Origin of the sequence: Microbacterium sp. LS_15 (genome assembly GCF_041954735.1) — a bacterium.
Lineage (GTDB): Bacteria > Actinomycetota > Actinomycetes > Actinomycetales > Microbacteriaceae > Microbacterium.
This window is the reverse complement of the sequence record NZ_JAVAYD010000001.1, coordinates 38,523-56,426: the sequence shown is the minus strand read 5'-3', so window position 1 is coordinate 56,426 and position 17,904 is coordinate 38,523. Positions and strand designations below refer to the sequence as shown.

Annotated in this window: 19 protein-coding genes; 7 read left to right on the top strand and 12 right to left on the bottom strand. The window is 69.7% G+C overall.

Annotated elements, in window-relative coordinates:
- Nucleotides 1-65 precede the first annotated feature (65 nt).
- The 3 genes from RAC69_RS00270 to dapA all read right to left on the bottom strand — a co-directional run bounded on the left by RAC69_RS00270 (nucleotide 66) and on the right by dapA (nucleotide 3,349).
- On the bottom strand, nucleotides 66-557 hold the full coding sequence (locus RAC69_RS00270; RefSeq protein ID WP_375084361.1) for a GNAT family N-acetyltransferase: 492 nt from the start codon (nucleotides 555-557) through the stop codon (nucleotides 66-68).
- A 69-nt stretch (nucleotides 558-626) separates the two neighbouring features.
- Entirely contained in the window at nucleotides 627-2,303 is a 1,677-nt protein-coding gene (locus RAC69_RS00265) for a ribonuclease J (protein ID WP_341934747.1), read from the bottom strand.
- Nucleotides 2,304-2,371: 68 nt separating this feature from the next.
- Nucleotides 2,372-3,349 carry a 4-hydroxy-tetrahydrodipicolinate synthase gene (dapA, locus tag RAC69_RS00260; protein ID WP_251585518.1) on the bottom strand — a complete coding sequence of 326 codons (978 nt, stop codon included), beginning with the start codon at nucleotides 3,347-3,349 and terminating at the stop codon, nucleotides 2,372-2,374.
- Between the two features lie 294 nt (nucleotides 3,350-3,643).
- Between dapA and RAC69_RS00255 the strand changes: the two genes are divergently transcribed.
- A complete protein-coding gene (locus tag RAC69_RS00255; protein ID WP_375084360.1) occupies nucleotides 3,644-4,186 on the top strand; it encodes an NUDIX domain-containing protein in 543 nt (180 codons plus the stop codon).
- 9 nt (nucleotides 4,187-4,195) lie between these two features.
- On the opposite strand, the gene RAC69_RS00250 is transcribed toward RAC69_RS00255, so the two are convergent.
- The 3 genes from RAC69_RS00250 to RAC69_RS00240 are packed head-to-tail and all read right to left on the bottom strand — an operon-like array spanning nucleotide 4,196 to nucleotide 6,239.
- Nucleotides 4,196-4,957 carry an SDR family NAD(P)-dependent oxidoreductase gene (locus tag RAC69_RS00250; RefSeq protein WP_375084359.1) on the bottom strand — a complete coding sequence of 254 codons (762 nt, stop codon included), beginning with the start codon at nucleotides 4,955-4,957 and terminating at the stop codon, nucleotides 4,196-4,198.
- Nucleotides 4,957-5,433, bottom strand: a complete 477-nt coding sequence (locus tag RAC69_RS00245; RefSeq protein ID WP_375084358.1) for a dihydrofolate reductase — start codon at nucleotides 5,431-5,433, stop codon at nucleotides 4,957-4,959. The genes RAC69_RS00250 and RAC69_RS00245 overlap by 1 nt, the downstream gene beginning before the upstream one ends.
- Nucleotides 5,430-6,239 carry a thymidylate synthase gene (locus RAC69_RS00240; protein ID WP_341934753.1) on the bottom strand — a complete coding sequence of 270 codons (810 nt, stop codon included), beginning with the start codon at nucleotides 6,237-6,239 and terminating at the stop codon, nucleotides 5,430-5,432. The genes RAC69_RS00245 and RAC69_RS00240 overlap by 4 nt, the downstream gene beginning before the upstream one ends.
- A 96-nt stretch (nucleotides 6,240-6,335) precedes the next feature.
- Between RAC69_RS00240 and RAC69_RS00235 the strand changes: the two genes are divergently transcribed.
- From RAC69_RS00235 to RAC69_RS00225, 3 genes are all read left to right on the top strand, one after another.
- Nucleotides 6,336-6,746 (top strand): thioredoxin family protein, encoded by a 411-nt coding sequence (locus tag RAC69_RS00235; RefSeq protein ID WP_375084357.1) that lies wholly within the window; start codon nucleotides 6,336-6,338, stop codon nucleotides 6,744-6,746.
- 20 nt (nucleotides 6,747-6,766) lie between these two features.
- On the top strand, nucleotides 6,767-7,267 hold the full coding sequence (locus RAC69_RS00230; protein ID WP_375084356.1) for a DUF4395 domain-containing protein: 501 nt from the start codon (nucleotides 6,767-6,769) through the stop codon (nucleotides 7,265-7,267).
- 104 nt (nucleotides 7,268-7,371) lie between these two features.
- A complete protein-coding gene (locus tag RAC69_RS00225; RefSeq protein WP_341934756.1) occupies nucleotides 7,372-7,797 on the top strand; it encodes an OsmC family peroxiredoxin in 426 nt (141 codons plus the stop codon).
- Nucleotides 7,798-7,807: 10 nt separating this feature from the next.
- Here the strand turns inward: RAC69_RS00225 and RAC69_RS00220 are convergent, their stop codons facing one another.
- The 5 genes from RAC69_RS00220 to RAC69_RS00200 all read right to left on the bottom strand — a co-directional run bounded on the left by RAC69_RS00220 (nucleotide 7,808) and on the right by RAC69_RS00200 (nucleotide 13,244).
- Nucleotides 7,808-8,242 carry a hypothetical protein gene (locus RAC69_RS00220; RefSeq protein ID WP_375085278.1) on the bottom strand — a complete coding sequence of 145 codons (435 nt, stop codon included), beginning with the start codon at nucleotides 8,240-8,242 and terminating at the stop codon, nucleotides 7,808-7,810.
- Entirely contained in the window at nucleotides 8,242-8,982 is a 741-nt protein-coding gene (gene dapB, locus RAC69_RS00215) for a 4-hydroxy-tetrahydrodipicolinate reductase (protein WP_341934758.1), read from the bottom strand. The genes RAC69_RS00220 and dapB overlap by 1 nt, the downstream gene beginning before the upstream one ends.
- A 58-nt stretch (nucleotides 8,983-9,040) precedes the next feature.
- A complete protein-coding gene (locus RAC69_RS00210) occupies nucleotides 9,041-9,643 on the bottom strand; it encodes a histidine phosphatase family protein (RefSeq protein ID WP_096715837.1) in 603 nt (200 codons plus the stop codon).
- Nucleotides 9,644-9,723: 80 nt separating this feature from the next.
- Nucleotides 9,724-10,749: an aldo/keto reductase gene (locus RAC69_RS00205; RefSeq protein ID WP_341934759.1), complete on the bottom strand. Its 1,026-nt coding sequence runs from the start codon at nucleotides 10,747-10,749 to the stop codon at nucleotides 9,724-9,726.
- 218 nt (nucleotides 10,750-10,967) lie between these two features.
- Nucleotides 10,968-13,244: a polyribonucleotide nucleotidyltransferase gene (locus RAC69_RS00200; RefSeq protein WP_375084355.1), complete on the bottom strand. Its 2,277-nt coding sequence runs from the start codon at nucleotides 13,242-13,244 to the stop codon at nucleotides 10,968-10,970.
- Nucleotides 13,245-13,621: 377 nt separating this feature from the next.
- Here RAC69_RS00200 and RAC69_RS00195 point away from each other — a divergent pair, with 377 nt between their 5' ends.
- Nucleotides 13,622-14,932: a UDP-glucose dehydrogenase family protein gene (locus tag RAC69_RS00195; protein ID WP_375084354.1), complete on the top strand. Its 1,311-nt coding sequence runs from the start codon at nucleotides 13,622-13,624 to the stop codon at nucleotides 14,930-14,932.
- A 76-nt stretch (nucleotides 14,933-15,008) separates the two neighbouring features.
- Here RAC69_RS00195 and RAC69_RS00190 read toward each other — a convergent pair whose 3' ends face one another.
- Nucleotides 15,009-16,934 carry a GDSL-type esterase/lipase family protein gene (locus RAC69_RS00190; protein WP_375084353.1) on the bottom strand — a complete coding sequence of 642 codons (1,926 nt, stop codon included), beginning with the start codon at nucleotides 16,932-16,934 and terminating at the stop codon, nucleotides 15,009-15,011.
- A 154-nt stretch (nucleotides 16,935-17,088) separates the two neighbouring features.
- On the opposite strand from RAC69_RS00190, the gene RAC69_RS00185 reads away from it, so the two are divergent.
- Both RAC69_RS00185 and RAC69_RS00180 read left to right on the top strand, forming a co-directional pair.
- Nucleotides 17,089-17,661 carry a DedA family protein gene (locus RAC69_RS00185; RefSeq protein ID WP_375084352.1) on the top strand — a complete coding sequence of 191 codons (573 nt, stop codon included), beginning with the start codon at nucleotides 17,089-17,091 and terminating at the stop codon, nucleotides 17,659-17,661.
- 38 nt (nucleotides 17,662-17,699) lie between these two features.
- Nucleotides 17,700-17,876 carry a DUF5302 domain-containing protein gene (locus RAC69_RS00180; protein WP_341934764.1) on the top strand — a complete coding sequence of 59 codons (177 nt, stop codon included), beginning with the start codon at nucleotides 17,700-17,702 and terminating at the stop codon, nucleotides 17,874-17,876.
- Nucleotides 17,877-17,904 lie beyond the last annotated feature (28 nt).

Below are 17,904 nucleotides of genomic sequence, written 5' to 3'. Positions count from 1 at the left end.
ACGTTACGACCAGCACCCGACATAGCCCCGCAATGACGCGGCATTCCGGGGATTCGACGGCGACGTCAGCTCGTGCCGCGCGCCATGGTCTGCCGCGACCCGTTCTGCGCGACCACGGTGAACCCCTCGGCGCGATAGAGGTTGCGGGCGACGTTGTCGCGCTCGACGCTCAGGCTGATCCGTGCGTGTCCCTGCGCGCCGGCGAGTCGAACGATGCCCCGCAGCAGCGAGCGCCCGACGCCGCGCGCACGCCACAGGGGATTCACTCCCACGATGAGTTCCGGCACCGCGACACCGATGAAACCAAACCCCGGGTCGTCGTGAGGCAGCAGCCGGTACCACGCGGCTCCGACGGGTACGTCGTCGTCGAGCGCGATCAGACCGTCATCAGCGGCTCGCTTCCACCCGGCAAGGTAGCGTCGATGCTCGGAGAACGTCAGCACCTCGTGGCGCGGTCGGGCGCCCCCTGCTCGCCAGTTCGCCGCCTCGACGAGCATGTCACCGAGGAAGCCCGCATCCGTCTGTGCCGCCCTGCGGAGGGCGAGGCCCCTGTCCATGTCGCGAGCATAGGCGCCCGGTGTTACATCTGGGTGTCGTGTGGCCGTGAGTGCAGGCGACCGACGGACTCAGGCCTCGATGACGAGCGGCACGATCATCGGACGACGGCGCAGCTTCTGGTTGACCCACCGGCCGATCGTGCGACGCACCACCTGCGACAGCGCATGCGTGTCGCGGACGCCGTTGCCCGACGCCTCCTTGAGGGCGGCGACGATCTTCGGCGAGACGTCGTCGAAGACCGAATCGTCCTCGGCGATGCCGCGGGCGTGGATCTCCGGCCCCGAGATGATGCGCCCCGTCGCGGCATCCACGACGACGATGACCGAGACGAAGCCCTCCTCACCGAGGATCCGACGGTCCTTGAGGTCTGCATCCGTGATCTCGCCGACCGTCGAGCCGTCGACGTACACGAAGCCGAGGTCGAGCTGACCGGCGACCCGTGCATCGCCGTCCTTCAGATCGATCACCGTGCCGTTCGAGGCGATGATCGTGCGCTCGGCGGGGATCCCGGTGTCCTGTGCGAGCTTCGCATTCGCCATGAGGTGGCGGTACTCGCCGTGCACGGGGAGGACGTTCTTCGGCTTGAGGATGTTGTAGCAGTACAACAGCTCGCCGGCAGCGGCATGGCCGGACACGTGCACGCGGGCGTTCGCCTTGTGCACGACGTTCGCGCCGAGCTTCGTGAGTCCGTCGATCACGCGGTACACGGCGTTCTCGTTGCCGGGGATGAGGCTCGAGGCGAGGATGACCGTGTCGCCCTCGCTGATCTCGATCGCGTGGTCGAGATTCGCCATGCGGCTGAGCACGGCCATCGGCTCGCCCTGCGACCCCGTCGACATGTAGACGATGCGGTCGTCGGGCAGGTCGCGAGCCTTCTTGAAGTCGATGAGCACGCCGTCCGGCACCTTGAGGTACCCGAGCTGCTCGGCGATCGTCATGTTCCGCACCATGCTTCGGCCGAGGAAGGCGACACGGCGCCCGTGGGCGTGAGCCGCGTCGATGACCTGCTGCACGCGGTGCACGTGGCTGGAGAAGCTCGCGACGATCACGCGGCGAGGGGCCTTCGCGATCACCTGGTCGAGCACCGGACCGATAGACCGCTCGGTGGGGGTGAAACCGGGGACGTCCGCGTTGGTGGAATCGACGAGGAACAGGTCGACACCCTCCTCCCCCAGGCGGGAGAAGGCGCGGAGATCCGTGATCCGACCGTCGAGCGGCAACTGGTCCATCTTGAAGTCGCCGGTCGCGAGGACCATGCCGGCCGGCGTGCGGATCGCGACGGCGAGGGCATCCGGGATCGAGTGGTTCACGGCCACGAACTCGAGGTCGAACGGGCCGACCTGCTCACGCTGACCCTCCTTGACCGTGAGCGTGAAGGCCTTGATGCGGTGCTCCTTGAGCTTCGCCTCGACCAGCGCGAGGGTCAGACCCGAGCCGATCAGCGGAATGTCGCTCTTGAGGCGCAGCAGGTACGGCACGGCGCCGATGTGGTCTTCGTGACCGTGCGTGAGCACCACGCCGACGATGTCGTCGAGCCGGTCCTTGATCGGCTCGAAATCGGGCAGGATCAGGTCGACGCCCGGCTGGTGCTCCTCGGGGAACAGCACTCCGCAGTCGACGATCAGGATCTTGCCGTCGAACTCGAAGATGGTCATGTTGCGTCCGACCTCGCCGAGTCCGCCGAGCGGGGTGACGCGCAGCGTCCCCCGTTCGAGGTCGGTGGGATCTGCGATCGGGATGGACATGCGCTCTCCTCAGTCGGACGCTACCCGCGTCCGTTCGTTCATGGTGTCGCGGCGCACCGCGACCGGTGTCAGCGTGTCGTGCCGTGCACCTTCGGCAGGGCGCCGCCCGCAGCGGCGTTGCGGTCGGGGCGGAAGTTCGAGAAGTCGGCACCGGGGACGTCCTTGACGAGGTCGAGCTCGTCCTCGATCAGGGCGGCTTCCCACTCCTCCGGTCCGACGAGGGGCAGACGCACGCGCGGGCTCGAGATGCGGCCGAGCCCGTGCAGGATGTACTTCGCCGCGACCGTGCCAGGCACGTGGGTCATGACCGCGCGGACGAGCGGCTCGAGGCGCTTGTGCTCGGCGGTGGCGGCGGCGAGGTCTCCGCGGTTCACGGCGTCGACGATGGTCCGGTAGGGCGTCGCGGCGATGTTGGCCGTGACGCCGATCATTCCCGTCGCGCCGATCGCGAGGTGCGGAAGGACGTTCGCGTCGTCTCCGGAGAAGTACATGAGGTCGGTCTGGTTGAGCACGCGGCTCACCTCCGAGAAGTCGCCCTTGGCGTCCTTCACCGCGAGGATGTTCGGGTGCTTCGCGAGACGAAGGATCGTCTCGTACTTGATGGGCACACCCGTGCGGCCGGGGATGTCGTACAGGATCACCGGGAGATCGGTCGCGTCCGCGACGAGCCGGAAGTGCGTGAGGATGCCGGCCTGCGTCGGCTTGTTGTAGTACGGCGTGACGATCATGATGCCGTCGGCGCCGGCCTTCTCGCTCGCCTTGTAGAGCTCGATCGCGTGGGCGGTCTCGTTCGAGCCGCCACCCGTGATGATCTTCGCGCGACCGGCCGAGACGGACTTGCCGACCTCGACGAGCTTGAGCTTCTCGGGGTCCGTCAGGGTCGAGGTCTCGCCGGTCGTTCCCGTCACGACGATGCCGTCCGCGCCAGCGGTGATCACGTCATCGATGTGCTTCTCGACGGCGGGCCAGTCGACTTCGCCGTCGGCGGTCATGGGGGTGACCAGCGCGACGAGAACCTGTCCGAAAGGGTTGCCCGAGTGCGTCATGCTCCCAAGCGTATCGGTCGGCCGGGGTCTGTGCGGACGCTACGGGACGGATGACGTCGCCCCGCCGCCCCGTGATGGTGGACACATCCTCCGCCACGAACTCCGTCGCGCTCACCGCCGTCGAGAGGTCGCCGGCGGGGCGCACGGCGGCTCCGTCGGCCGTCATCGCTGCGCGACGCGCAGCCTCCGCCTCGTTGCGGCGCCGCAGCTTCTCGTTCGCGTCCTGCGTCTCGCGCTCCTGCCGAACAGCCGTCCCACGACTCCGATCCTACGGAGACGCCTAGGCTCTGACGCATGAGATGGGTCACGCACGAGTCCTCGACGGTCTACGAGAACCCCTGGATCTCGGTACGAGAGGATCGGGTGACCGGCCCCGGCGGCGACGGGATCTACGGAGTGGTGACGATGCGCAATCCGGCGGTGTTCGTCGTCGCGGTCGACGAGCAGGACCGCGTGTGCCTCGTCACGCTCGAGCGCTACACCACCGGCATCTCGATCGAAGTGCCGGCCGGCGGCAGCGACGGCGAGGACCCGCTCGTCGCCGCACAGCGCGAATTGGCGGAGGAGACCGGGTTCGAGGCGGCCGACTGGACTCCGGTCGGCACGATGAACGCCCTCAACGGCATCGCCGCGGCACCCGAGCACGTCTTCCTCGCCCGCGAGCTCCGCCCGATCACTCATGCGGACGGACACGCACAGGACGAAGAGGGCATCGACGTGGTCGCCTGGGTCCCGTTCGCGGAGGTGCTGGCCATGATCGCCGGCGGGCGCATCACGGACGGCGAGACCGTCGCCGCGATCGCCATGGCCGGGATCCGACTCGGTCGGTTCCTCTGACGATCCGCGTCAGACGCGGCCTCGGCGGGCGATACGTGCCGTCAGAGACGTCGGCAGCACGCGCGTCAACAGCACGAGGGCCTTGTAGCGGAAGGACGGGATCGACACCGGCCTGCCCAGTGCCGCGTCACGCAGACCCTCGCGCACGACGGTTCGTGCATCGAGCCACATGAACGCCGGCACGCCCTCCTGCCCCGGTGGCAGCCCCATACGCTCGTGGAAGGAGGTGTGCGTGAACCCGGGGCACACCGCGGTCACACTCACGCCGTCGGCGGCGTACTCGGTGTTCGCCCAGCGGCTGAAACCGATCAGCCAGCCCTTGCACGCGGAGTACGTCGAGCGGGAGATGAAGCCGGCGACCGAAGCCACATTGACGATGCGTCCGCCGCGGCCGCGCATCGTCTGCAGCGCAGCGTGCATGAGGCGCATCGACGCCTCGACGTGCACGCGCAGGTGCCGCACCTCGTCGTCGATGTCGTTGTCGGCGAACTGCAGAGGCAAGCCGAATCCGGCGTTGTTCACCAGCAGGTCGACCGGGTCGTCGACATCGCGCAGTCGCGCCGCGACGCTGCCGACACCTGCCTCGTCGGCCAGATCGGCGACCAGCACCTCGACCGCGACGCCGTGCTCGCTGCGCAGATCGGCTGCGAGGTCTTCGAGCGCTCCGGCCGAGCGCGCCACGAGCACGAGGTCGGCGCGGCGACGCGCGAGCTGACGGGCGAACTCCTCGCCCAGGCCGGCACTCGCACCGGTGATCAGCGCGGTGGGCATCAGCGCTCGTAACCCAGGAAGCGGTAGCGGATGCCGGTGCGGGAGGTCTGCCACTCCCCCTCGTCGACGACGCGCCACCCCGCGGTCGACGGGGCGAAAGCATCTCCGTCGACCTCGAGATCGAGCTCTGTCACCTCGAGACGGTCGGCGTCGCCGATCACCTGGCGGAAGATCTCGGCGCCGCCGATGATCCAGACGCGGTCGTGACCGCGGACGGCGTCCGTCACCGTCGCCGCACGATGCGCACCCTCTGCCGACCAATCCTGCTGGCGGGTGATGACCACGTTCTCGCGGCCGAGCAGCGGTCGGAAGCGCTCCGGGAGCGAATCCCACGTCTTGCGCCCCATGATCACGGGGGCACCCATCGTCACCTCCTTGAAGTGCGCGAGATCTTCGGGCACGTTCCACGGCATCCCGCCCTCGGCTCCGATGACACCGCCCGCCGCCTGCGCCCAGACCAGCCCGACCCAGGTCATACCGCCACCGCCGCGCGGATCGGAGCGTGGTGCTGGTAGTCCTCGACGACGAAGTCGTCGTACTCGTAGTCGAACACCGAGTCGGGAGTGCGCGCGAACCGCAGAGTCGGGTACGGGAAGGGCTCGCGGGTCAGCTGCTCGCGCACCTGCTCCCGGTGGTTGTCGTAGATGTGGCAGTCGCCGCCGGTCCAGACGAAGTCCCCCGGCTCGAGACCGACCTGCTGCGCGATCATCATCGTCAGCAGCGCGTACGAGGCGATGTTGAACGGCACCCCGAGGAACAGATCCGCGCTGCGCTGGTACAGCTGGCAGGACAGGCGTCCGTCCGCCACGTAGAACTGGAACAGCGCATGGCACGGGGCCAGCGCCATGTCGGGGATGTCGGCCGGATTCCAGGCCGACACGATCAGACGGCGGGAGTCCGGCGTCTGACGGATCTGCTCGATCACCTGGGACAGCTGATCGATGCTCTCGCCGTCGGGAGTCGGCCAGGAGCGCCACTGCACGCCGTACACGGGCCCGAGGTCGCCCTCGGCATCCGCCCACTCGTCCCAGATGGTCACGCCGTGATCCTGCAGCCAGCGCACGTTGGAATCGCCGCGGAGGAACCACAGCAGCTCGTACGCGATGGACTTGAAATGCACGCGCTTCGTGGTGATCAGCGGGAAGCCCTGCGAGAGGTCGAAGCGGATCTGTCGACCGAACACGCTCGTGGTGCCCGTCCCCGTGCGATCGGACTTGTGCGTGCCGTGCTCCAGCACGTCGCGGAGCAGGTCTTCATACGGCGTCGGGACGGCTGCGCTCATGTCAGCCAGACTACCCGCCGCCGGCGACATCGGAGCGGTCCGTCACGGTCGGAAACATCACGTCCACCCCGCCCGCAGCAGGTTTACGCTCGACGCATGTCACCCGGACTCGCGCTCGCCATCGCGGGAGCACTCGTCGTCCTCGCGATCGTCGCAGGGCTGGTGGTCCGTGCGCGAGACGGCCGCCGCAGCGCAGCCTCCGGGCTCCGTTTCGATCCCTCAGACGGAGGCGCGCCGCTCGCGGAGCGCGCCACGCTCGTGCAGTTCAGCACCGAGTTCTGCACGCGCTGCCCGCAGGTGCGGCGTCTGCTGACCTCCTACGCCGATCAGGACGACTCCGTCGCCCACGTCGAGGTCGACCTCACGCATCGCCCCGACCTGTCGTCCCGCTACCGGGTGCTGCAGACCCCCACGACCTTCGTCGTCGACCGGTCGGGCGCCGTGCGCGCCCGATTCCACGGCGTGCCGCGCCCCGCGGACCTGACCGAGGCACTCGCCGCCCTCTGACGCGGCAGACAGGAGCAGAGATGAGCACTCCCGCCGGCATCGACCCTCGCGGACCGCGCTTCGCCGCCACGATCACCACCGCGCTGCTGCTCGTGGCCACCTTCCTCGGCCTCGTCGGCACCTCGCCCGACGCCGCTGCGTCGACGCTGGGGCAGCGCGCCCTCGACCCCGCCTTCCTGCTGGCTGTCGTCATCGCCGCACTGTTCCTGTGGAGCGTCGTCTCGCCCGCGACCGCACCGTGGGGTGTGATCTTCCGCCGATTCGTGAGGCCGCGACTGACCCCGCCGTCGGAGCTCGAGGACCCTCGGCCTCCACGGTTCGCCCAGGGCGTCGGCCTGTTCGTCGTCTCGGTGGGTCTCGTGCTCCACCTGCTCGGGCTGCCGTGGGCCCTGCCCATCGCGACGGCGGCGGCCTTCATCGCCGCGTTCCTCAACGCCGTGTTCTCGCTCTGCCTCGGCTGCCAGCTCTACCTGCTGCTCCAGCGCGCCGGCGTCCTCGGGCGGCCGACGTCGACGATCTGATCCCGGCGATCCTCAAGGTGCGACGGTTCCGTTGCGATGACCCGCTCGATAGGCTGACCGGACACGCGACGCGCAGACCGAGCACCGCGAGAACCGGAGGAATCATGCCCGTCACCAGCGAAGCCACCACCACCTGGACCGGATCCCTCGCGGAGGGCTCGGGCACCGTCGCCTTCTCGTCGTCGAACCTCGGCACCTTCCCGATCGACTGGAAGGCTCGCAGCGAGGGCAGCGACACGACCACCACGCCCGAGGAGCTCATCGCCGCGGCGCACGCCTCGTGCTTCAGCATGGCCCTCTCGCACGCCCTGTCGGAGAACGGCACTCCGCCGGAGCGCGTCAACACCAGCGCTTCTGTCACCTTCAAGCCCGGAGTCGGCATCACCGGCAGCCACCTCAACGTCAACGCGGTGGTGCCGGGTCTGACGCCCGAGGCGTTCCAGGAGATCGCGGAGGGCGCGAAGACCGGATGCCCCGTGTCGCAGGCTCTGGCCGGCATCGACATCACCCTCGAGGCGACACTGGCCTGATCACGGCGCCTCAGCGACGGGCGAGCCTGATCGCCGCTCGGATGCTCGCCCGCGCATCCTTGCGGCGCCCGGAGGCATCCTGCACGACGCCGAGTCGGTAGCGCGCTCGCCAGTCGTCGGGCGCGGCGTCCGCCTCCGCCTCGTAGCGGGCGATGAGCGGAGCGGCATCCTCGGCGCGGAGTCGGCCGCTCGGGGTCAGCTCCGTCTCCGCCTCCGGCATCCCTCCCTCGGCGTTCAGTGTGCGCCCGAGGCGGTCCGCCGCGAAGCCGAACTGCATCTCGCGGACGAGAGCCCAGGCGCCGAGCGGTGCGAGCACGAGGAGCGCGATCCCCATGCCGATCGACACGCCCGTGCCGACGGCGAAGAACATGACCGCGAGCCACACGGACACGGCGAGGTAGACCAGCAGCGATGCGGCCATGAGGCCGACCCCGATGCGCGACATCACGAGCGGATGCCGATGTCGATCATGCTCTCGAGTCCGATCACCACGCCTGAGGCCTGCGCCGCGTACGGCACAGCGAGGCGAATGCCCGGCGCATAGGCCAGAGCGGGCTCGACGGTGTCGTGCACGAACGAGAGCGACTCCCCCGGCCCTGACAGGATGACCTCCTGCTTGGCGATGACGCCGGGGCGACGCAGCGAATGGACGGGGACCGTCGCGACCTGCTGGCCCCGCGCTCGCTGGTCGGCGTGCGGGGCGCTGACGGGTCCTCTGTCGGCCCGCGCCGCCGCGATGAGCTCGGCCGTGCGCACGGCGGTACCGCTGGGCGAATCGACCTTGCGCTCGTGATGCGCCTCGACGATCTCGGCCGAGGGGAAGAACGGAGCCGCTGCCGCGGCGAGAGCCGAGCCGAGCACCGATCCGAGCGAGAAGTTCGGGATGAACACGACGCCGTTCCCGGCGTCGTCCACGAGCGGACGCACCAGCGCGATCCGCTCGGCCGACCACCCCGACGTCGCGACCAGCACGTTGATGCCGCGCTCGACCGCCGCCCGCACGACGTCGATGCTCACCTGCGGGGTCGTCGCGTCGACGACGAGGTCCGCGCCGTCGATCTCGGCGAGGTCGCTCGACGACGTGAGCACGCGACTCACCTCGAATCCCTCCAGCCCGTCGATCACCGTGTGGATGATCGAGCCGAGCTTTCCGGTGCCGCCGACGAGAGCTACCTGCGTGGTCATGAGTCGAGTCTATTTCGCGGGCGGACGGCTGCCCGGCGGCTGGCCGTGCGACGCGGTATCAGACCGGCATCGTGTCGGGGATGCCGGTGCGGAGCTCGACCGGAAGGTGCCCCGTGTCGTTGTGGGTGAGCAGCGTCCAGGGGCGTCCCTGCTTCTGCGCGATCACGGTCAGGCCGCAGTGCGCCTGATTCAGGGTCATCCACCGCCACTCGGGAGCCCCGAGCACCTCCCTGACGAACCAGGAGATGACGAAGTTGTGCGTGATGAGCACCTCGTGCACGTCACCGGGTTTGCGCACGAGGAACTCGTTGACGGCATCCGCCATCTGTGCGCGGCCGGCCTCGATCTCGGCATCCGTGATCGAACCGAAGAAGGGCTCGAAGACGGCCGGAGTCTCCTCGGTCATCCCGGTCGGCACGCAGTCGAAAAGCAGGGCGGTCGGCTCAGGGTCGACCGACGGAAGACGGGCAGCGATCGCCCGCGCCGTCTCGTTGGCCCGAAGCAGCGGAGAGTGCCACACGGCATCGAGAGGGAGCCCCGAGAGCCGGTCGGCGATGAGCTCGGCCTGACGCGCTCCCCGGGGAGAGAGCGGACCGTCGGCGAGACCGTGCTCGGCATCCTGATGTTCGCCGTGCCTGACCAGGTATATGTAGTGCGTCACAAACTCGCTCGCTTCATCGACAGCATCCGTCGGGATCTCTCCCAGCCTATGTCAGGTCTGTGAGAGAGGCGGGAGGACGCTCAGTTGCCCGCGCGAGTGAGGTCGGCGACCTGCACGCGCGACAGGCTCACACCGGCACCCTGCATGAGCTCGTCGACGTGCTCGGTCGCGAACGTGTTGACGATGGGAGCGGCGACCGTGCGCTGTGCGAGGAGCCACGCGATCGACACGGCGGCGACCGGGACGTCGAGCTCAGCGGCGACCTGGTCGAGTGCCTTGAGGATCTTGGTGCCGCGGCGGTTCAAGTGCCCGCGCAGCTGCTCACCGCGCACGCCCCGCGAGGTCAGCGCCTTGCTGCGGTGGCGGCCGGAGAGGAAACCGTGCTCGAGCGCGTGCGAGGGCGTGACGGCCAGGTTCTGGGCGCCGGCCACGAGCCGCAGGTCGCCCTCGAACGGCTGGCGACGCACGAGGTTGTACGGCGAGTCGATGACCTGGATGCGGGGGTAGCCCGCTGAGGCGAGGATGCGCGCCTCGACGAGACGCTCCGGTGCGAGTCCGAAGGCACCGAGCGCACCGATCTTGCCCGCCTCGGTCAACCACTCCACCGTGGCGAGCGTGTCTTCGAGGTTGGTCGTGCGGTCGAGCGTCGCATCGAGGTAGAGCACGTCGATGCGCTCGACGCCCAGTCGTGTGAGCGACCCCTCGACGGCACGGACGAGGTTGACCGACCCGAGCCCCGGGTTGTCGGCATGCGCACCGATCCGCACGCTGAGCAGAGTGCGGTCGCGGCGGCCGCGCGAACGCAGCCACTGTCCGATGATGTGCTCGCTGCGTCCCCCGGAGAACCCGTCGGCGGTGTGGATGGCGTTGCCGCCGAACTCCACGTAGCGGTCCAGGATGCCGTGGCTGGTCTCGAGGTCGACGTTCCAGCCGAACTCCGCCGCGCCCAGCATGAGCGGGAAGGTGTCGAAACCGGTCTCGCCGAGCGGCACCCTGATCGACTCGCCGATGCCGGGGCCGACGATCGGAATGGGAGCGGAGGGGTGTTCCGCGTCGTGCGGGGCACGCTCTGCGGAGGCGCCTGCGCCTACGCTGAACAACCGCATCTTCCTCACCCCCGCGTCGATCGAACCTTCCGATCTCCGTCACTGCCTGGTCTGCACCCCCCGGTGCGTACTTCGAGGGTATGCGATGACCGCGAACCCACCGGCCATTACGGGGAACGCCGGGGAAACTTCCCATAACGGTTTGGTCACGCCTCTGAATGACGGAACCCGGGCCCGTCGAGGAGACGGACCCGGGTTCGATGTCGCAACGGCGTTGCTTACTCGGCCGCGGCCTCCTCGGCGGGAGCCGCACCCTCGGCAGGAGCGTCGTCGAGCACGGGCTCGAGCGACAGCTTGCCGCGGTCGTCGATCTTCGTGATCTTCACGAGGATCTTCTGGCCGACGGAGAGGACGTCCTCGACGTTCTCGACGCGCTTGCCACCGGCGAGCTTGCGCACCTCGGTGACGTGCAGCAGGCCGTCCTTGCCGGGAAGCAGCGAGATGAAGGCGCCGAACGTGGCGATCTTCACGACGGTTCCGAGGAACTGCTCGCCGACCTCCGGGTTGGTCGGGTTGGCGATCGCGTTGACCTGGGCACGGGCTGCCTCGGCCGAGGGGCCGTCGGTCGCGCCGATGTAGACGGTGCCGTCCTCCTCGATGGAGATCTGCGCGCCCGTCTCGTCCTGGATCGCGTTGATCGTCTTGCCCTTCGGGCCGATCAGCTCGCCGATCTTGTCGACCGGGATCTGCACGCTGATGACGCGAGGCGCGGTCGGCGCCATCTCGTCGGGCGCGTCGATCGCGGCGTTCAGGACGTTGAGGATCGTGAGACGTGCGTCGCGGGCCTGGGTCAGCGCACCGGCGAGCACCGACGACGGGATGCCGTCGAGCTTCGTGTCGAGCTGGATGGCCGTGACGAACTCGCTGGTACCGGCGACCTTGAAGTCCATGTCGCCGAGCGCGTCCTCCGCACCCAGGATGTCGGTGAGCGCCGCGTAGCGGGTCTCACCGTCGACCTCGTCGGACACGAGACCCATCGCGATACCGGCGACGGGGGCGCGCAGCGGCACACCCGCGTTCAGCAGCGACAGGGTCGACGCGCAGACAGAGCCCATCGACGTCGAGCCGTTCGAGCTCAGCGCCTCGGACACCTGACGGATCGCGTACGGGAACTCCTCGCGGCTCGGCAGCACCGGCACGAGCGCGCGCTCGGCCAGGAAGCCGTGCCCGATCTCGCGACGCTTCGGCGAACCGACGCGGCCGGTCTCACCCGTCGAGTAGGGCGGGAAGTTGTAGTGGTGCATGTAGCGCTTGCTCGTCGTGGGCGACAGCGAGTCGATCTGCTGCTCCATCTTGAGCATGTTCAGCGTGGTGATGCCCAGGATCTGGGTCTCGCCGCGCTGGAAGATCGCCGAACCGTGGACGCGCGGAATGACCTGCACCTCGGCGTCGAGCGGACGGATGTCGGCGAGGCCGCGACCGTCGATGCGCGAGCCCTCGGTGAGGATGCGCCCGCGGACGATCTTCTTCGTCACGGACTTGTACGCGGCGGAGAACTCGAGCGGCGCTGCGGCAGGCAGGTCGCCGGCCTCGGTGGCCTCGATGAGCTCGGCCTTGACGCGATCCTTGATCGCGTCGTCGGCGGTCTGGCGCTCGGTCTTGTCGGCGATCTGGTACACACCGACCAGCTCGTCGTACGAACGGCCGGCGACGAAGTCGTAGACCTCCTGGCTGTATGCCGGGAAGACCGGGTAGACGCCCGGCTCCTTCGACGCCGTGGCGGCGAGCTCGGCCTGAGCCTTGACGAGCTGCGCGATGAACGGCTTCGCGGCCTCGAGGCCCTCGGCGACGACGTCCTCGCTCGGCTTGGTGGCGCCGGCCTTGATGAGGTTCCAGCTGTTCTCGGTGGCCTCGGCCTCGACCATCATGATCGCGACGTCTTCCGTGCCGTCGGCCTTCGTGACGACGCGACCCGCGACGACGAGGTCGAACACGGCCTCGTCGACCTGCGCGGCGGTCGGGAACGCGACCCACTGGTCGGCGTGCTCGCCGTGACCGGGGATGAACGCGAGGCGCACACCGGCGACCGGTCCGGAGAACGGCAGGCCGGAGATCTGGGTCGACGCGGAGGCCGCGTTGATCGCGAGGGCGTCGTAGAACTCGCCCGGTGCGATCGAGAGCACGGTGATGACGATCTGGACCTCGTTGCGCAGGCCGTCGACGAACGACGGACGCAGCGGACGGTCGATCAGACGGCAGACGAGGATCGCCTCGGTGGAGGGACGACCCTCACGGCGGAAGAACGAGCCGGGGATCTTGCCTGCGGCGTAGGAGCGCTCCTCGACGTCGACGGTCAGCGGGAAGAAGTCGAAGCCTTCACGCGGGTGCTTGCCGGCGCTGGTGGCCGAGAGAAGCATGGTCTCGCCGTCGAGGTAGGCGGCGACAGCGCCCTGAGCCTGCTGCGCGAGGCGGCCGGTCTCGAAGCGGACGGTGCGGGTGCCGAAGCGGCCGTTGTCGAGAACGGCCTCGGTGGCGGTGATTTCAGGACCTTCCAAGAGGTCTCTCCTTCTTTGTTTAGACTCGCGCCTCCGTGTGATGCGCGAGCGTGTTCATGAAGGAGCGGAATCGTCGGGGTTCGGGCGCGCGGGCACTCCCGCGAACATCGCCTGCGCTGGCCACCAGTAGAAAGCCACCCGACGACACCCGCCGAGGAACCCACCACAGGGGACCAGCTTCTCCGCCGATCGCTCCATGAGTCGATATGAAATTGTGCCGGCGACAGACGTCGACCGCTGACAGACTATCAGCGCACCCCGTGATCGCCCGCGAACCACGACTCACCGTGCGCCCGCCGTCGACCGGCCACCCGCCGGTCACCGCCCGTTCACGCACCGGACGCCGGGCCGTGGGGCGCGTGGGATGTGGTGTGTGGATGCGCATGTCAGTGATCGGCTGCGGGTACCTCGGTGCCGTGCACGCCGCAGCCATGGCCTCGATCGGACACGACGTCGTCGGCATCGACGTCGACGAGGCGAAGGTGGACGCCCTGCGCCGCGGATCGGCGCCGTTCTTCGAGCCGCAGCTCGACGAGCTGCTGAGGGAAGGAACCGCATCGGGCCGCCTCCGCTTCAGCACGGACATCGCGGATGCCGAGGGCGCGGCCGTGCACTTCGTCGCCGTCGGCACGCCGCAGGTGGCAGACGGCCACGCCGCGGATCTGCGTTTCGTGGACGCGGCCGTGTCATCGCTCGTCCCCCACCTCCGGCCCGGCGACGTCGTGGCAGGCAAGTCGACCGTGCCCGTCGGAACGGCTGCACGTCTGTCGGGTTCGATCGACGCCCGCGGGGCGACGCTGGTCTGGAACCCCGAGTTCCTGCGGGAGGGATGGGCCGTGCACGACACGATCACGCCGGATCGCCTGGTCGTCGGCATCCCGACCGGTGAAGCGGGCACGCGTGCGGCCGAGCTGCTGCGCGAGGCGTACGCACCCGCAATCGAGGCGGGCGCACCGCTCCTCGTCACCGACCTCGCCACCGCCGAGCTCGTGAAGGGCGCCGCGAACGCGTTCCTCGCGACGAAGATCTCGTTCATCAACGCGATGGCCGAGATCGCCGAGGCCGCCGGAGCCGATGTCACGCTGCTCGCCGACGCCCTCGGCCACGACTCGCGCATAGGCCGTCGATACCTCGGCTCCGGCATCGGCTTCGGCGGCGGGTGCCTGCCGAAGGACATCCGCGCCTTCGCCGCCAGGGCGGAAGAGCTCGGCCGCGGCGAAGCCGTCGGGTTCCTCCGGGAGGTCGACGGCATCAACATGCGGCGGAGGGATCGCGCCGTGCGAATGGTGGTCGACGCCCTGGGCGGGCTCGTCTTCGGACGCCGCATCGCCGTGCTCGGCGCGGCCTTCAAGCCGTTCAGCGACGACATCCGCGACTCCCCCGCGCTCGACGTCGCCGTGCGGCTGCGCGGACTCGGTGCCGACGTGGTGGTGACCGACCCCGCCGCACTCGACAACGCCGCGGCGGCGCATCCGCAGCTCGGCTACGCGGCCGAGCGCGACGACGCGCTCCGCGATGCCGACGCGGTCGTCGTCGTCACGGAATGGGACCTCTACCGTCGCGAGCTCTCGCCGGAGCACGCGGGCTCGCTCGTCGCGGGTCGCGTGATCGTCGACGGACGCAACTGTCTCGATGCCGCGGCCTGGCGCGCAGCCGGCTGGGCGTACCACGGCATGGGCCGCCGCTGAGCTTCCTCCCTCGCCGAGAGCGTCCGTGTGCGGAAGCTCCGAGCGGGGTGTCGGCGTCGGGGAGGAAGGGCAGCGGTCAGGCGACCGGCACGTCGCGCTGTGCGGAGGAACGGCCCAGATACACGTAGTCGTCGTGCTTCGCGACCCGCCCGTCGCCCGCGGCCCTGCCGTGCAGACGACGCCAGACCCAGGGCAGCGCGTGCCTGCGCCACCAGAGCCCCGCACCGATCGGCTCGTTCTCGTGGAGCACCGCATCGAGCGCGCCGAGCGCATCGGCATGCGGGACTCCCAGCACCTCGCCCGCGCGATACGCGAGGAAGCGGTGCCCTCGACTGCTGAGGTGCACGAGATCCTCGCCCCAGTTGGGCCGATCGGGCAGCGTCGGGTGCATGTCGGTGTCGATGAGGATCGCTCCGGTGCGCGCGGCCACCCCCTCCACGGCGGTGGCGAAGGCCGAGAACCGCCTCGCGTAGATCCGAGCCGCGCGCCGCCGCGGCAGGAACGGGGTGACGAGGAGCACGTCTGCTCCGCTGTCCCTCAGGCGCACCACCGCCTGCTCGAGCTGGTCGGCGATCAGTCGCACGTCGACGGCACGACCGACGAGGTCGTTCGCGCCGATGAGGATCGACACGAGGTCGGGGCGCAGCGCGAGAGCGCGCTCGAGCTGGATACCGCACACGTCGCGCACGCGCTTCGACCGGATGGCGAGGTTGGCGTAATGGAGTCCTCCCCGCGCCGCCAGCAGGAGTGCGAGCCTGTCGGCCCAGCCGCGGAGCGACCCGTCGGGGGCGGGATCGCACAGCCCCTCGGTCAGAGAATCTCCCAGCGCCACGTAGCGGCTCCAGCGCCTGCCGGGCACCACGGCGGGCGCCTCAGGCCGCGTCACCCGGCGAGCGCGCAGCGCCGAATCCACCGTCCGCAGACCGATCGCGTCGTCGAAGTGGCCCAGCAGCTGGTCGCAGACGCTCCCCCAGCTGCGCCCCTGCACCGCCTGCCATCCGGCCTCACCGAGCGCGCGGCGCTTGCGCTGATCACCGACGAGATCCCGCACGCGCATGGTGAGGTCGTCGAGGTCTCCCGGGCGGTAGAGCCACCCGTCGATGCCCATCCGCACGAGGTCGAGCGGGCCCCCGCGTCCGGTGGCGACGACGGGTACTCCGCTTGCGTGCGCCTCCTGGAGCGTCTGTCCGAAGGTCTCGCTCTCACCCGGGTGGACGAAGACGTCGAACGAGGCCATCGCTGCGGCGAGCGCGTCGCCGCTCAGGTGGCCGAGGAAGAGAGCCCGCGGCATCAGCGCTGCGAGCTTCGCGCGGCTCGGGCCGTCGCCGACGATGACGACCCTGGTGCCGGGGAGGCCGTCGAGCACGGCCAGATCCTCGACCTGCTTCTCGGGCGCGAGTCGGCCGACGTAGCCGATCACGACCTCTGCTCCCCAGGAGGCGCGAAGCTCCTCCGAACGCCGGGACGGGTGGAAGCGCTCGGCGTCGACGCCTCGGCCCCACCGGCGCACCCTGTCGACGCCGAGGGCGGCCAGCTGGTGCGCGGACTCCGCCGACGGGGCGAGGGTGAGCGTCGCCCTCCGGTGCAGTCGGGCGATGTGCGTCTGCGCGATCCCCGTCGTCGCGGGGATGCCGTAGCGCTCGGTGTAGGCGGCCACGTCGGTCTGATACGCGGCGACCGCTGCGATGTCGAGGCGCTCTGCGGCGAGCGCTCCCCGCCATCCGAGCGCGAACGGCGAGGCGAGGTGCACGACGTCGGGCTGGAAGCGGCGCAGCGCGGCCGCGACACGGTGCGCCGACGAGGTGCCCACCCGCACGTTGCGGTAGCCGGGGAGCGGGAGGCTCGGGATGGCCTGCACGGGGGCTCCGGAGATCTCGGTGGGGATGCCGACGGCATCCGGCGCGAGGACGTGGGCCTCGTGCCCCGTGCGCTCGAGGTGCTTCAGGATCTGCAGCACGGATCCGGTGACACCGTTCATGTGCGGAAGGAAGGACTCTGTCACGATCGCGACTCTCACCCCCTCAGGATGCCGCCGCACGACCCCGGGCGGACGCCGATCCGACGGTGGGCACCAGAAGTTCACCGGATGCTGGATCGCTGGTCACCGGCTATCCGCGCGTTGGTTCCCGTTCACCTCCGCCGCGCAGGGTGGACCCGTGCCGACCGATCTGCTCACCGGGCCCTGGGCTCTCGCGATCATGAGCCTTCTGGTGCTCGGCGACTCCTTCTTCGTGGTCGTCCCCGGCGAGATCGCCGTCACCGCGCTCGGAGCGATCGCGTCGACGTCCGCGTCGCCGGCGCTGTGGTCCGTGATCGTCTGCGCGGGCGCGGCGGCGTTCCTCGGCGATGCGGCGTGCTATCTCATCGGACGCACGGCGGGAGCGCAGCGGTGGCGATGGATGCGGGGTCCCCGCGCGCAGCAGGCGCTCGCCTGGGCCCGACGCCGACTCGACACCGGGACGGCGAGCGTGCTGTTCACCGCACGGTTCATCCCCTTCGCGCGGCTCGCCGTCAACCTGGTGGCCGGGGCGTCGCGCCTGCACCCCGGACGGTATCTGTGCCTGGCGTCGATCGCGGCGCTGGGCTGGGCCGCCTACCAGGCGTCGGTGGGGGCGGTCGTCGCACTCCTCGTACCCGGCGGTCCCGTCGTGGCGGTGATCGTCTCGGTCGCGGTGGCCCTGGCGTTGGGTGCCGTGATCGACGTCGTCACGACGCGGGTTCGCAGGTGACGAACCGGGCGGACGAGCCGTGCCCTAGGCTGGCGGGCATGAGCACCGAAGAAGGCGCGTCCTCGACCGAGGACATGAAGCGCAAGTTCAAGGAAGCGCTCGAGAAGAAGAACGCGCACCACCGCGAGGGCCAGGCGCATCTGGACGGCGACTCCGCCGTCCACGGCACGCACGCTCCGCAGACCCGGCGCGAGTTCCGACGCAAGAGCGGCTGATCGCACGGATGCGGGAGCCGACACTCGT

Excerpts from the sequence above, each read along its gene's own strand:
- RAC69_RS00205 (WP_341934759.1), bottom strand. The coding sequence starts at position 10,749 with ATGCGGTTGTTCAGCGTAGGCGCAGGCGCCTCCGCAGAGCGTGCCCCG.
- RAC69_RS00220 (WP_375085278.1), bottom strand. The coding sequence starts at position 8,242 with ATGTCGCGCATCGGGGTCGGCCTCATGGCCGCATCGCTGCTGGTCTAC.
- RAC69_RS00265 (WP_341934747.1), bottom strand. The coding sequence starts at position 2,303 with ATGTCCATCCCGATCGCAGATCCCACCGACCTCGAACGGGGGACGCTG.
- RAC69_RS00245 (WP_375084358.1), bottom strand. The coding sequence starts at position 5,433 with ATGACCTGGGTCGGGCTGGTCTGGGCGCAGGCGGCGGGCGGTGTCATC.
- RAC69_RS00255 (WP_375084360.1), top strand. The coding sequence starts at position 3,644 with ATGAGATGGGTCACGCACGAGTCCTCGACGGTCTACGAGAACCCCTGG.
- RAC69_RS00180 (WP_341934764.1), top strand. The coding sequence starts at position 17,700 with ATGAGCACCGAAGAAGGCGCGTCCTCGACCGAGGACATGAAGCGCAAG.
- RAC69_RS00250 (WP_375084359.1), bottom strand. The coding sequence starts at position 4,957 with ATGCCCACCGCGCTGATCACCGGTGCGAGTGCCGGCCTGGGCGAGGAG.
- RAC69_RS00225 (WP_341934756.1), top strand. The coding sequence starts at position 7,372 with ATGCCCGTCACCAGCGAAGCCACCACCACCTGGACCGGATCCCTCGCG.
- RAC69_RS00270 (WP_375084361.1), bottom strand. The coding sequence starts at position 557 with ATGGACAGGGGCCTCGCCCTCCGCAGGGCGGCACAGACGGATGCGGGC.
- RAC69_RS00235 (WP_375084357.1), top strand. The coding sequence starts at position 6,336 with ATGTCACCCGGACTCGCGCTCGCCATCGCGGGAGCACTCGTCGTCCTC.
- RAC69_RS00230 (WP_375084356.1), top strand. The coding sequence starts at position 6,767 with ATGAGCACTCCCGCCGGCATCGACCCTCGCGGACCGCGCTTCGCCGCC.
- dapB (WP_341934758.1), bottom strand. The coding sequence starts at position 8,982 with ATGACCACGCAGGTAGCTCTCGTCGGCGGCACCGGAAAGCTCGGCTCG.
- dapA (WP_251585518.1), bottom strand. The coding sequence starts at position 3,349 with ATGACGCACTCGGGCAACCCTTTCGGACAGGTTCTCGTCGCGCTGGTC.
- RAC69_RS00240 (WP_341934753.1), bottom strand. The coding sequence starts at position 6,239 with ATGAGCGCAGCCGTCCCGACGCCGTATGAAGACCTGCTCCGCGACGTG.
- RAC69_RS00195 (WP_375084354.1), top strand. The coding sequence starts at position 13,622 with ATGCGCATGTCAGTGATCGGCTGCGGGTACCTCGGTGCCGTGCACGCC.